Origin of the sequence: Solirubrobacter pauli (genome assembly GCF_003633755.1) — a bacterium.
In the GTDB taxonomy this organism is placed as follows: Bacteria; Actinomycetota; Thermoleophilia; order Solirubrobacterales; family Solirubrobacteraceae; genus Solirubrobacter; species Solirubrobacter pauli.
The window spans coordinates 380,455-392,170 of the sequence record NZ_RBIL01000002.1 but is presented as its reverse complement, the minus strand read 5'-3'; the positions used below and the strand labels follow the sequence as shown (position 1 = coordinate 392,170).

12 protein-coding genes are annotated in these 11,716 nt (G+C 72.5%); 6 read left to right on the top strand and 6 right to left on the bottom strand.

Annotated features, from left to right (window positions below):
• Positions 1 to 20: 20 nt before the first annotated feature.
• Both C8N24_RS21740 and C8N24_RS21735 read left to right on the top strand, forming a co-directional pair.
• Entirely contained in the window at positions 21 to 659 is a 639-nt protein-coding gene (locus C8N24_RS21740; protein ID WP_170179306.1) for a GntR family transcriptional regulator, read from the top strand.
• Positions 656 to 1,768, top strand: coding sequence for a cobalamin-independent methionine synthase II family protein (locus C8N24_RS21735; protein ID WP_121254062.1), 1,113 nt, complete (start codon positions 656 to 658; stop codon positions 1,766 to 1,768). Before C8N24_RS21740 ends, C8N24_RS21735 begins: the two co-directional genes overlap by 4 nt.
• Here the strand turns inward: C8N24_RS21735 and C8N24_RS21730 are convergent.
• The 4 genes from C8N24_RS21730 to C8N24_RS21715 form a co-directional block, all read right to left on the bottom strand.
• Positions 1,737 to 1,985, bottom strand: a complete 249-nt coding sequence (locus tag C8N24_RS21730; protein WP_121254060.1) for a hypothetical protein — start codon at positions 1,983 to 1,985, stop codon at positions 1,737 to 1,739. The genes C8N24_RS21735 and C8N24_RS21730 overlap by 32 nt on opposite strands.
• Positions 1,982 to 2,815 carry a zinc metalloprotease gene (locus tag C8N24_RS21725; RefSeq protein ID WP_121254058.1) on the bottom strand — a complete coding sequence of 278 codons (834 nt, stop codon included), beginning with the start codon at positions 2,813 to 2,815 and terminating at the stop codon, positions 1,982 to 1,984. Before C8N24_RS21725 ends, C8N24_RS21730 begins: the two co-directional genes overlap by 4 nt.
• A complete protein-coding gene (locus tag C8N24_RS21720; RefSeq protein ID WP_121254056.1) occupies positions 2,812 to 3,813 on the bottom strand; it encodes a uroporphyrinogen decarboxylase family protein in 1,002 nt (333 codons plus the stop codon). The genes C8N24_RS21725 and C8N24_RS21720 overlap by 4 nt, the downstream gene beginning before the upstream one ends.
• Before the next feature lie 162 nt (positions 3,814 to 3,975).
• Entirely contained in the window at positions 3,976 to 4,896 is a 921-nt protein-coding gene (locus tag C8N24_RS21715; RefSeq protein WP_170179305.1) for a LysR substrate-binding domain-containing protein, read from the bottom strand.
• Here C8N24_RS21715 and C8N24_RS21710 point away from each other — a divergent pair.
• Positions 4,895 to 5,128, top strand: coding sequence for an RNA-binding S4 domain-containing protein (locus C8N24_RS21710; protein ID WP_245971947.1), 234 nt, complete (start codon positions 4,895 to 4,897; stop codon positions 5,126 to 5,128). The genes C8N24_RS21715 and C8N24_RS21710 overlap by 2 nt on opposite strands.
• A 5-nt stretch (positions 5,129 to 5,133) precedes the next feature.
• Here C8N24_RS21710 and C8N24_RS21705 read toward each other — a convergent pair whose 3' ends face one another.
• A complete protein-coding gene (locus C8N24_RS21705; protein ID WP_121254052.1) occupies positions 5,134 to 6,105 on the bottom strand; it encodes a GlxA family transcriptional regulator in 972 nt (323 codons plus the stop codon).
• Between the two features lie 40 nt (positions 6,106 to 6,145).
• Between C8N24_RS21705 and C8N24_RS21700 the strand changes: the two genes are divergently transcribed.
• Positions 6,146 to 7,081, top strand: a complete 936-nt coding sequence (locus C8N24_RS21700) for an NADP-dependent oxidoreductase (protein WP_211340096.1) — start codon at positions 6,146 to 6,148, stop codon at positions 7,079 to 7,081.
• On the opposite strand, the gene C8N24_RS21695 is transcribed toward C8N24_RS21700, so the two are convergent.
• Positions 7,078 to 8,547 carry an amidase gene (locus tag C8N24_RS21695; protein ID WP_211340095.1) on the bottom strand — a complete coding sequence of 490 codons (1,470 nt, stop codon included), beginning with the start codon at positions 8,545 to 8,547 and terminating at the stop codon, positions 7,078 to 7,080. The genes C8N24_RS21700 and C8N24_RS21695 overlap by 4 nt on opposite strands.
• 58 nt (positions 8,548 to 8,605) lie before the next feature.
• On the opposite strand from C8N24_RS21695, the gene pta reads away from it, so the two are divergent.
• Both pta and C8N24_RS21685 read left to right on the top strand, forming a co-directional pair.
• A complete protein-coding gene (gene pta, locus C8N24_RS21690) occupies positions 8,606 to 10,648 on the top strand; it encodes a phosphate acetyltransferase (protein WP_121254046.1) in 2,043 nt (680 codons plus the stop codon).
• On the top strand, positions 10,645 to 11,715 hold the full coding sequence (locus C8N24_RS21685) for an acetate/propionate family kinase (RefSeq protein WP_121254044.1): 1,071 nt from the start codon (positions 10,645 to 10,647) through the stop codon (positions 11,713 to 11,715). Before pta ends, C8N24_RS21685 begins: the two co-directional genes overlap by 4 nt.
• The last annotated feature ends 1 nt before the right edge of the window (position 11,716 follow it).

The following is an 11,716-nucleotide window of genomic DNA, read 5'->3' as shown; positions in this document are numbered from 1 at the left end:
ATTCGATAACTTACCGCCACGTGGCGCTGACCGCTCCCCGCACCGTCGCCGGCCAGGTCGCCGAGCACCTGAAGGCCGAGATTCTCGCGGGTCGACGCGCTCCCGGGGACAAGCTGCGCCAGGTCGAGATCGCGCGTGCGCTGGGCGTCAGCACCACGCCCGTGCGCGAGGCGCTGGCCACGCTCCAGCGCGAAGGGCTCGTCCGCCACCACCCGCAGCGCGGCGCGGTCGTCTTCCTCCCGAGCGTCGACGACCTGCGCGAGCACTACGAGATCCGCGCCGCGCTCGAGTCGCTGGCCGCGGGCAAGACCGCCGAGCGGTTCGAGAAGGCGTGGGCCGCGCCGTTGCAGCAGCTGATCGAGCAGATGTGGGAGGGGCCGCCCGCGCCGCGCTACATCGAGCTCAACCAGCGCTTCCACACGACGCTCTACGCGCACTGCGGGCGCCCGCAGCTGTCCGCGATGATCGCCTCGCTGCGCGACGCGTCCAGCGCCTACCTGCACATCTACCGCGCACGCGACGACTTCCCGGCCGCCCGCCTGGACCTCGAGCACCGCGCGATCCTCAACGCCTGCGTCGCCCGCGACCCCGAACGCGCCGCCGCCGCCACCCGCGTCCATCTCGAGAACACCGTGGAGCACGTCGCCGCACGCCTATGAGCATCCTCACCACCCATGTCGGCAGCCTTCCCCGTCCAGAAGACCTGATCCGCACGATGTTCGCCAAGCAGGAGGGCGTCCCCGTGGACCCCGTCGCGCTCGAGCAGCGCACCCGCTCGGCGGTCGCGGAGGTCGTCCAGAAGCAGGTCGACTGCGGTGTGGACGTGGTCAGCGACGGCGAGATGGGCAAGCCGAGCTACGTCACCTACATCGCCGACCGCCTCGACGGGTTCGGCGGCACGAGCCAGCCGCTCACGTACCAGGACCTCGTCGAGTTCCCGGTCCTGCAGCGGAAGGTCTTCGGCGACCCGGGCCGCTCGCGGCGCAAGACGCCAGCCTGCGACGCCCCGATCAAGGTCCGCGACCCCGAGGCCGCCAAGGCCGACATCGAGCACATGACGTCCGCGCTTCCCGACGGCCACCGCGGCTTCATGAACGCCGCCTCCCCCGGCGTGATCGCGCTCTTCTTCCGCAACGACCACTACGCCACGCGCGAGGAGTACGTGTACGCCATCGCCGACGCCATGCGCGTCGAGTACGAGGCGATCACCAGCGCCGGCCTGCAGGTGCAGATCGACGCGCCGGACCTCGCGATGGGCCGCCACATCCAGTTCGCGGACAAGGACCTCGCCGCGTTCCGCGAGGAGGCGCGCCTGAACATCGAAGCGCTCAACCACGCCACCGCCAACATCGATCCGGCCGCCATGCGCCTGCACGTGTGCTGGGGCAACTACGAGGGCCCGCACCACTGCGACGTGCCCTTCAAGGACATCATCGACCTCGTCTTCGAGGCGCGACCGGCCTCGATCGCCTTCGAGGCCGCCAACCCGCGCCACGCGCACGAGTGGGCGATCTTCGAGGACGTCAAGCTGCCCGACGGGAAGATCCTGATCCCGGGCGTGCTCGAGTCGAAGGCCAACTTCATCGAGCATCCGGAGCTGATCGCCCAGCGCATCCGCCGCTACGCGGACCTCGTCGGCGACGAGTCCGTGATGGCCGGCAGCGACTGCGGCTACGGCACCTGGGTCGGCCAGGCGGCCGTCGACCCCGACGTAGTGTGGGCCAAGCTCCGCGCCCTCAGGGAAGGCGCGGACCTCGCTTCAAGGTGAGCCGGTCCTCGACGAGCTCGGCGACGTAGTAGTCGTCGAGCTCGGAGGACTCGACGGGGCGGTCGTCCGCCCCCGGCGCGCGGGCGACGAACGTCTCGCCGTCCGCGCGCAGCTCGATCTCACGCCGCCCGCGCGCGAGGGGCAGCGGGTAGCCCTCCGGCCGGAAGACGAGCTCGTCCTCCGAGTCCTCCTCGCGCGCGTGCAGCCAGCGGCTCACGCCAGGGCGCTCCGCGGGCCCGCGAGCGTCGCGTCCATGCGCGCCGCCTGCCCCTTGGTGAACATGAACATCGCCGCGTCGTCGACGTAGTCCATGTAGTTCATGAACATGTCGCCGTTCGGGCCGTTGCCGCACGTGACGTGCGGGAACTCGGGCGTGCCGGTGTTGGCCTGCTGGGCGGGCGGCGTGTCGGCGACGAAGTCGTCGCCGGTGCAGTCGTTCATGTCGCCCCAGATGTGCCGCAGGCCAAGCCAGTGGCCGACCTCGTGCACGGCGGTGCGCCCGCCGTCGAACGGCGCCTGCGCCGTGCCGGTCGTGCCGAAGGCGCGGTTGAGGATCACGACGCCGTCGGTCTCGGCCGGCCCGCCGGGGAACTGGGCGTAGCCGAGCAGCCCGCCGCCGAGCGTGCACACCCACACGTTCAGCCGCCCGGGCTGGGCCGGCACGAGCGCCTTGACGCTGTCGTCGGCGCCGAACGACCGCTGGTCGGTGTGCGTGCGCGTGACCTCGGCGAGCTCGAACTCGACGAGCGCGTCGGCCACCAGCGACGTCCACACCGGCGGCACCTGCGCGCGGTCCTCGTTGCGCGCCCGGAAGTCGCGGTTGAGCACGTCGAGCTGGCTCTGGATCTGCTCGTCGGAGACGTTCTCGGCGTCGGTGCGATAGACGACGTGGACGACGGTCTGGAGCTTGACCGGCTCTGTCCGCGCCGCCGCCTCGGCCACGTAGCGCTGCGTCAGCGCCTCCGCCTCCAGCCGTGCTTCGCGATAGCCCGGCACGGTCTCCGCCAGGAGCTCGTGGACGACCATCGTCGCGCACGTCCGGCTCATGCCTTCACCAACCGCGCGCCGCCGACCAGCGACTGGAGCTTCCCGTACGCCGCGTCACGCGTGAGGTACTTCATGCCGCAGTCCGGCGCGGCGACGAGGTTCCGCGTGTAGGGCAGCGCGCGCTCGATCCGCGCCGCCACCGTCTCCGCGCTCTCGACCTCGTTCGAGTCCAGCGCGATCACGCCGAGCACGATCGTCTTGTCCGACAGCCGCTCGAGCACCTCGAGGTCGAGCTCGGCCTGGGCCGTCTCGATCGAGATCTGGTCCACGGGCGCCTCGGCCAGCTCGGGCAGGAAGCGGTAGGTCCGCTTGTGCCCCGGCACGAACAGCGGATAGCCGAAGCAGATGTGCAGGACGGTCGTGCCGTCCACCCCGTCCAGCGCGCGCCGCAGCGTCTCGATCCCGTACGCGCGCGCCTGCTCGGAGCGCGACTCCATCCACGGCTCGTCGAGCTGGACGACGTCGACGCCGGCTTCGAAGAGCTCGGTCACCTCCTCGCGCACGACGTCGGCGAAGGCGAACGCGACCTCCTCCTCGCTGCCGTAGTGGTCGTTCTGCGCCTGCTGGGCCATCGTGAACGGGCCGGGCACCGTGACCTTGATCTTGCGGTCGGTCGCGCTGCGCAGGAACACGGCGTCGCGGCGGAGGATGTTCTCACGCCGGGAGATCGGGCCGGCCACGCGCGGCACCGGCATCGGGTTGCCGTTGCGGTCCAGCGCCTCGCCCGGGTTGTCGACGTCGATCCCGTCCAGCGCCAGCACGAAGTAGTTCGAGTAGCTCTCTCGGCGGATCTCGCCGTCGGTGATGATGTCCAGCCCCGCGAGCTCCTGGTCGTGGATCGCGGCGAGCGTCGCGGCGTCCTGCGCGGCCCGGAGCTGCTCCGGGTCGATCTTCCAGATGTCGCTTGCCCGCACGCGCGGCGGGAGCCGGGTGCGCAGCTTTTCCCGGTCTACCAGCCATTCCGGCTGCGGGTAAGACCCGACGAGGCTCGTTTCCATATCAGCGGACCTTCCCTGAGACGTTGAAGCTATCAATGGCGGTTGGTTTCGATATTGGACCACTTCCGCCGGATTTCGTACATTCTCTCTCGACGACTTGGTGGCTCCCCACCTCGCACTGTCAGCGGATACATATCTCTCCTCCCCGCTGATGGGGCGACGTCAACGTGGCGCCGGCCCCCGCCGACCTCTCTCTCCTTCGGCGGGGGCCGCCGCGCGCGCCATCTCCACGAACGCCGTGAGCAGCGGCGATTCGTCCGCCGCCCGCCAGGCCATGTCCAGGCGCAGGCTCGGCCCCCAGCCCGCCAGCGGCCGATAGGTCACGCCGACGCGGACGAGCTCACGCACGGACTCGGCGACGAGCGAGATCCCGATGCCGGCGGCCACGAGGCCGATCACCGTCTGCATCTCCTGCACCTCCTGCACGACCGTGTCGTCGCCGCCGAGGCGGTCGATCGCCGGCTGCAGCGCCGTGCGCAGGCCGGGCGCGACGCCGTTCGTGAGCAGGATCAGCGGCTGCCCCTGCAGGTCCTCCAGCGTCAGCTGCGTCTTGGCGGCGAGCGGGTGCAGGTCCGGCAGCGCCACGACCACGGGCTCCAGGGCCACGTTCTCGATCTTCAACTCCGGACGCGAGCGGCCGGCGCGCAGGAAGCCGACGTCCAGCCGGCCGTCCTCGAGCTGGCGCAGCTGCTCGGTCGTGCCCAGCTCGTGCAGGCGCAGCGTCACGTCCGGCGACTGCTCGCGGAAGCGCCGCAGCAGGTCGGGCACGAACGAGTACATCGCGCTGCCGACGAACCCGACCGCCAGCCGCCCGACCTCGCCGCGCTGGACCCGCCGCGCCTGGCGCGCCGCGTCCTCGGTGGCGGCGAGGATCTCCCGCGCGCGCTCCAGGAAGACCGCCCCGGCCGCCGTCAGCTCGACCCGCCGCTGGGTGCGCAGGAGCAGCGTCGCCCCCACCTCCTCCTCGAGCGCGCGGATCTGCTGGCTCAGCGGCGGCTGGGACATGTGCAGGCGCTCCGCCGCACGGCGGAAGTGCAGCTCCTCGGCGACGACGACGAAGTACCTCAGGTGGCGCAGCTCCATGCGGGGAGTCATGATGGTGGCCGAGATGGACGACTTCCAGGCGAAGGACGGGATGATCCGGCTCGGACAGCTGCTCAAGGCGTCCGGGCTCGTGATGACCGGCGGCGAGGCGAAGATGGTGCTCGCCGAGGAGCGCGTGCGCGTGAACGGCGAGCTCGAGACGCGCCGCGGGCGCCAGCTGCATCCGGGGGACGTCGTCTCCCTGGGCGGCGAGTCGGTGCGGCTGACCTAGGCGGCTCAGGCCGCCCGACGCGAGCGGCTGGCGTAAGCCGCCGGCGACGTCTGCAGCTCACGGGCGAACACCCTCCGCAGGCTCTCGTAGCTGGGGAAGCCGGAGAGCGCCGCGGCGGCGGTCGCCGTGTGGCCCTCGGTGAGCAGCGCCTTCGCGATGTCGAGCCGGATCGACTCGACATAGCGGGCGGGCGTCGTCGACAGCTCGTCACGGAACAGCCGGGTGAGGTGGCGCGGGCTCACGTTCAGGCGCCCGGCGAGCGCCGACAGCGAATGGTCGCCCGACGGGTCCGCGGAGACGATCTCCAGGACGCGGCGGAGCGCCGGGGTCCGGGGCGGCGCCGTGGCGAGGGGCACGGAGAACTGCGACTGCCCGCCGGGCCGCTGCAGGTAGACGACCAGCATCCGGGCGACGTCGCGCGCGAGGTCCGCGCCGTGGTCGTCCTCGACCAGCGCGAGGCACAGGTCGATGCCGGCGGTGACGCCCGCGGACGTGAACGTGCGGCCGTCGCGTGTGTAGATGGCGTCCGGGTCCACCCTGACGTCGGCGTGTCGTTCCGCGAGCTTGTCGGCGACCTTCCAGTGCGTCGTCGCCCGCTTGCCGGCCAGGCAGCCCGCCGCGGCGAGGATGAAGGCGCCGGTGCAGATCGAGGCCACCCGGTCCGAGCGCGAGGCGAGTCCCCGCACGGCGTCCGCGAGGTCGTGCGCGACGGGCGTGCGCGGGTAGATGTCGCCGCCGGCGACGAGCAGCGTGTCGGGGTCGGCGACGTCGGCGGGCGTGTGCTGGACGGTGAGCCCGACGCCGACCGAGGTGACGACGTCGGCGCCGGTCACCGAGACCAGCTCGACGCGGTAGTCGGCGCCGAGGCGGTTCGCTTCCGAGAACACGTCCGCCGGGCCGGCGACGTCGAGGAGCTTGACCCCGTCGTAGACCACGATCACGACCCGGTGCTGCGGGTGTCCGGAAACAGGTGGCATTCGTCCAGATGAAGGCGGGGTGCCGCCAGATACTAAGCGCATGGACCCTGCGGAGACATCGATGAAGGCGCTGCGCGCCCATGCGCGTGGAGGCGCCGAGCAACTCACCTACGAGGACGCGCCCGCGCCCGGCGCGCCGAGCGCCGGTGAGGTCCGCGTCCGCGTGCGGGCGGCGGCCATCACATTGGACGAGCTGACGTGGCCCGACACCTGGGAGGCCGACGGCGTGGACCGCACGCCGACCATCCCGTCGCACGAGCTGGCCGGGGTCGTCACCGCGATCGGGCCCGACGTCGACGGGCTGGCGGTCGGCGACGCGGTCTTCGGGCTCGTGCCGTTCGATCGCGACGGCGCCGCGGCCGAGTACGTCCTCGCGCCCGCGGCCGGCCTCGTCCACACGCCGGCGGGCGTCTCCGAGGTCGTCGCGGCGGCCGCCGTCCTGCCGGCGCTCACGGCGCTGGAAGCGCTCGACGCGCACCTCGGGCTCGGCTCCGGGCAGCGGCTGCTCGTCCGCGGCGGCACGGGTGCCGTCGCCTCCGCCCTGATCCAGCTGGCACGCCGCATGGGCCTCGAGGTGACGGCGACCGTGCGGTCGCAGACGGCGGTCGAGCACGCGCGGCGGCTCGGCGCGGCCACGGTGCTCGTGGGTGAGGAGCCCACGGCGGCGAGCTTCGACGCCGCCATCGACGCGGTCGGCGCCGGCACGCCGGAGTGGCTCTACCGGGCGGTCCGGCCCGGCGGGCGCGTCGTCACGCTGCAGGAGCCGCCCGACGAGGACCTCGCACGCGCCGCGGGCGTCGACGCGCGCTTCTTCGTCGTCAGCCCTTCCGCCGCGGCCCTCGAGCGGCTCGGCGCCCTGCTGGCCGCCGGTGAGCTCGAGGTGGCCGTCGCGCAGACGTACCCGCTGTCGGAGGGCCGCACCGCGTACGCCGGACGGAGCGCGGCGGGCCCGGGGAAGGTCGTCCTCGAGCCCTAGAGCGCCCGGCCCGCCGGGATCCGGTAGGTGTCCCGCCACGGCCGCAGGCGCTCGAACGCCGCGCTCGCGGCGATCACGTCCGCGTCCGCGCGGCTGCGGCCGATGATCTGCAGGCCGACCGGCAGGTCCCCGACGAGCCCGGCCGGCACCGACGCGGCCGGGTGCCCGGTGTAGTTGACGAGGTACGTGGGGCACCAGCCGATCAGCGGGTCGACCGCGACGCCCTCGACCTCGCTCGGGCCGACCGTGTCGCCGTCGTCGCCGTTCTCCACGGGCATGGCCGACACCGTCGGGCCGACGATCAGGTCGTAGCGGCTGAAGACGTCCTGGAAGGCGTCGAAGATCTCCGTGCGCATGACCTGGTCGTTGGCGATGTCGAGCGCGGTGAACCCGTACGCCCGGTCGAGCCACTCGCGGTACCGCGGCGGCAGGTCGTCCGTGACGTCGATCCCGCCGGCCTTGAGCCCTTCGATGCCGGCGACGTTGATCGGCATGATCAGCCGGCACCACAGGTCCGAGAGCTCGCGCTGGTCGCGCGTGATGCCCAGCGGCACTTCCTCGACGTGCGCGCCGGCCTGCTCGAAGACGCGCACGGCGTCGTCGATGACCGCGGCGATCCGCCGGTCCACCGGGAAGACGTCGTAGTTGCGCGTGTACGCGATGCGCATGCCCTTGATCGAGCGATGGACGGCGCCGGTGAAGTCCTGCGGGTCGTCGAGCGAGAACGGGTCGCGCGCGTCGTAGCCCGCGATCGCCGTGAGCACGAGCGCCGCGTCCTCGACCGTCCGCGTCAGCGGCCCCTCGAACAGGAACGGGTCCGTGCCGCCGAACGCGTTCGGGCGCCCGGTGAACGGCACCCGCCCGAACGACTGCTTGAGGCCGTAGATGCCGCACCAGGCGGCGGGGATCCGGATCGAGCCGCCACCGTCGGTGCCCTCGGCGAAGGTCAGCAGGCCGTCGGCCACGGCGGCGGAGCAGCCTCCGGAGGACCCGCCGGTGTTGCGGCTCGTGTCGAACGGGTTGCGGCTCGGCCCGAACAGCGGGTTGTCACACACGCCGCGGAAGCCCATGACGGGGCTGTTCCCCTTGCCGACCAGGATCGCGCCCGCCTGCTCGGCACGCTCGGCGAACGCGCAGTAGATCTCGGGCTTGAAGTCCCGGAGCGACGGGATCCCACCGAACGTCGCCGGCCAGCCGGGCTTGAAGTCGAACAGGTCCTTGATCGCCGACGGCACGCCGTGCAGGCGCCCGAGCGGCTCGCCGCGCATGACCGCGGCCTCGGCTTCGCGCGCGGCCCCGCGGGCGTCGTCGAAGCCCAGGTACACGAGCGCGTTCAGGCTCGGGTTGCGCGCCTCGATGCGCTCGATCGTCGCCTCCAGGACCTCGACCGGCGACAGCTCCCGCCGGCGGATCCGCCCCGCCAGGTCGACGACGGTCGTGTACGACAGCTCATCCGCCAATGCCACGGTGCTCTCCTCCCTTGGACATCCGCCAGCGTAGAGGTCCCGACTATCGTGCGAGCCCATGACGCCAGGGGTGTACGTGATGGGCAACGAGCCCGCGACCGGCAAGTCCGCCGTGGCGCTCGGCGTCCGCCAGCTGCTCGCGCGCCGGACGGCGCGGCTCGGCGTCTTCCGGCCGGTCGTCGGCGATCCCGGCCACGACCCGCTGGTCGACCTGCTGCGCGCGGACGAGGCGTTCCCGTACGAGGCGTCGATCGGCGTCACCTACGACGCGGTCCGCGCGGACCCCGAGCGGGCGCTCGAGGAGATCGTCGCGCGCTACCGGGCACTCGCCGCGCAGTGCGACGGCGTGCTCGTCGTCGGCACGGACTACGCGGGCGTGGGCACGGCGGGCGAGCTGGAGTTCAACGGCCGCGTGGCGCTCAACCTCGGCCTGCCGGCGCTCGTGGTGGTCAGCGGCCACGACCGTGACGCCGAGGAGGTCCGCGACGCCGTGCACGTCGCCCTGACGGCGGTTCGCGGCGCGGGCTGCGAGATCGTCGGCGTCGTCGCCAACCGGGTGCGCGCGGAGCTGCTGGACGCGGTGACCGTCGGCGGCGACGTGCCCGTCTACGCGCTGCCGGAGATCGACCTGCTGATGGCGCCGACCGTCGGCCAGGTGGCCGCGGCCTGCGACGGCGAGGTGATCGCCGGGGACGCCGACCTGCTCGGCCGCGAGGCGCTGCACCTCACGGTCGCGGCGATGACGCTGCCGAACCTGATCGAGCGGATCGAGGACGGCGCGGTGCTGATCACGCCCGGCGACCGCGCCGAGGTGCTGCTCGCCGCGCTGTTCGCGCACGCCTCCAAGGAGCTCCCCTCCCCCGCCGGCGTCGTGCTCACCGGCGGGCTCAAGCCCTCCGACGCGTTCCTGCGCCCGCTCGAGGGCTTCCCGACGATGCTGCCGGTCGTGCTCACCGACCACGACACGTTCGACACCGCGACGCTGGCCGGGGCGCGCGAGGGCGTGATCGCGCGCGACACGCCGCGCAAGATCACCAAGGCGCTCGCGGTCTTCGAGGAGTACGTGGACGGCGAGGACCTGCTCTCGCGCGTGGACGTCGCGCGCTCGGACGCGGTCACGCCGTTGATGTTCGAGTACGAGCTGCTCGACCGCGCACGGGCGGCGAAGAAGCACATCGTGCTGCCCGAGGGCGGCGACGAGCGCGTGCTGCGGGCGGCCGAGATCCTGCTGCGGCGGCGCGTCGTCGAGCTCACCCTGCTCGGGGCCGAGGACGAGGTGCGCGGCGCGGCCTCGCGACTCGGCGTGGACCTCTGGGGCGCGCACATCCTCGACCCTCGCGACGAGGCGCTGCGCGAGCGCTTCGCGGCCGAGTACACCGCGCGCCGCCAGCACAAGGGCATGGTCATGGACGCGGCACGCGACATCGTCACGGACGTGTCCTACTTCGGCACGCTCATGGTCGCCCTGGGCATGGCCGACGGCATGGTGAGCGGTGCCACGCACACCACCGCCGAGACGATCCGGCCGGCGTTCGAGGTGGTCAAGACCAAGCCGGGCGCGGGCATCGTCTCGAGCGTGTTCTTCATGTGCCTGGCCGACCAGGTGCTCGTCTACGGCGACTGCGCCGTGAACCCGAACCCGACGGCCGAGCAGCTCGCCGACATCGCGATCTCCAGCGCGAGCACCGCCGCCCAGTTCGGCATCGACCCGCGGATCGCGATGCTCTCGTACTCGACCGGCAAGAGCGGCTCGGGCGCGGAGGTCGAGCGGGTCCGCACCGCCACCGAGCTGGTGCGCGAGCGCGCGCCGGAGCTGTCCGTCGAAGGCCCGATCCAGTACGACGCCGCCGTCGACGCGGGCGTCGCCCGCACCAAGCTGCCGGGCAGCCAGGTCGCCGGCCGCGCGACCGTGTTCATCTTCCCCGACCTGAACACGGGCAACAACACCTACAAGGCCGTGCAGCGCTCCGCCAACGCGGTCGCCGTCGGCCCGGTGCTGCAGGGCCTGAACCAGCCGGTCAACGACCTCTCCCGCGGAGCCACCGTGCACGACATCGTCAACACCGTCGCGATCACGGCCATCCAGGCCGCCGCCGCATGAGCGTCCTCACCGTCAACGCGGGCTCTTCCTCGCTGAAGTGGTCGGTCGTCGACCCGCCGGAGACGCTCGCGTCCGGCACCGTGCAGCGCGTCACCGACCATGCGGCGGCGCTGCGCGGCGTGCTCGACGAGGCGCCGCTGGACGCCCTCGAGGTCGTCGCCCACCGCGTCGTCCACGGCGGCGAGCGCTACTCCGCCCCCGTCCGCATCACCGACGCCGTGCTCGACTCGATCCGCGACCTCAGCGTGCTCGCGCCGCTGCACAACCCGGTCAACGCGGACGGCATCGAGGTGGCGATGGAGGCGCTGCCGGACGTGCCGCACGTCGCCGTCTTCGACACCGCCTTCCACGCCACGCTCCCGCCGCGCGCCCACACCTACGCGGTGCCCCGTGCGTGGAATGTGCGCCGCTATGGCTTCCACGGCACGTCGCACGCCTACGTCTCGCGGGAGGCCGCGCGGCTGCTCGGACGCGACCCGGAGGAGGTCGACGTGATCGTCCTGCACCTCGGCAACGGCGCGTCCGCGAGCGCCGTGTCGAAGGGACGCTCGATCGACACCTCGATGGGCCTGACCCCGCTCGAAGGCCTGGTGATGGGCACCCGCTCGGGCGACGTCGACCCGGCGCTGATCCTTCACCTGCGCCGCACGCTCAACCTCTCCACCGACGAGATCGACAAGGTGCTGAACTCGCGCTCGGGCCTGCTCGCGCTGGCCGGCGACAACGACATGCGCGAGGTACATCGCCGGATCGAGGCCGGCGACGCCGCCGCCGAGCTCGCCCTCGACGTCTACTGCTACCGGATCAGGAAGTACGTCGGCGCCTACCTCGCCGCGCTGGGCGGCGCGGACGCGATCGCGTTCACCGCGGGCGTCGGCGAGAACGACGCGATCGTGCGCGAGCGGTCCCTGTCCGGCCTCGAGCGCCTGGGCATCGATCTCGACCCCGAGCGCAACTGCGCGGGCGGCCCGGTGATCAGCTCCGACGCGTCGACGGTGCGGGTCCTGGTGGTCCCGACGGACGAAGAACTCGAGATGGCCACCCAGGCGGTCGCGCTGGTCCGATAGC

What these genes read in the sequence shown, in the direction of transcription:
- C8N24_RS21735 (WP_121254062.1), top strand. Translation starts at nt 656, where the DNA reads ATGAGCATCCTCACCACCCATGTCGGCAGCCTTCCCCGTCCAGAAGAC.
- C8N24_RS21725 (WP_121254058.1), bottom strand. Translation starts at nt 2,815, where the DNA reads ATGAGCCGGACGTGCGCGACGATGGTCGTCCACGAGCTCCTGGCGGAG.
- C8N24_RS21720 (WP_121254056.1), bottom strand. Translation starts at nt 3,813, where the DNA reads ATGGAAACGAGCCTCGTCGGGTCTTACCCGCAGCCGGAATGGCTGGTA.
- C8N24_RS21710 (WP_245971947.1), top strand. Translation starts at nt 4,895, where the DNA reads ATGCGGGGAGTCATGATGGTGGCCGAGATGGACGACTTCCAGGCGAAG.
- C8N24_RS21715 (WP_170179305.1), bottom strand. Translation starts at nt 4,896, where the DNA reads ATGGAGCTGCGCCACCTGAGGTACTTCGTCGTCGTCGCCGAGGAGCTG.
- C8N24_RS21705 (WP_121254052.1), bottom strand. Translation starts at nt 6,105, where the DNA reads ATGCCACCTGTTTCCGGACACCCGCAGCACCGGGTCGTGATCGTGGTC.
- C8N24_RS21700 (WP_211340096.1), top strand. Translation starts at nt 6,146, where the DNA reads ATGGACCCTGCGGAGACATCGATGAAGGCGCTGCGCGCCCATGCGCGT.
- pta (WP_121254046.1), top strand. Translation starts at nt 8,606, where the DNA reads ATGACGCCAGGGGTGTACGTGATGGGCAACGAGCCCGCGACCGGCAAG.
- C8N24_RS21685 (WP_121254044.1), top strand. Translation starts at nt 10,645, where the DNA reads ATGAGCGTCCTCACCGTCAACGCGGGCTCTTCCTCGCTGAAGTGGTCG.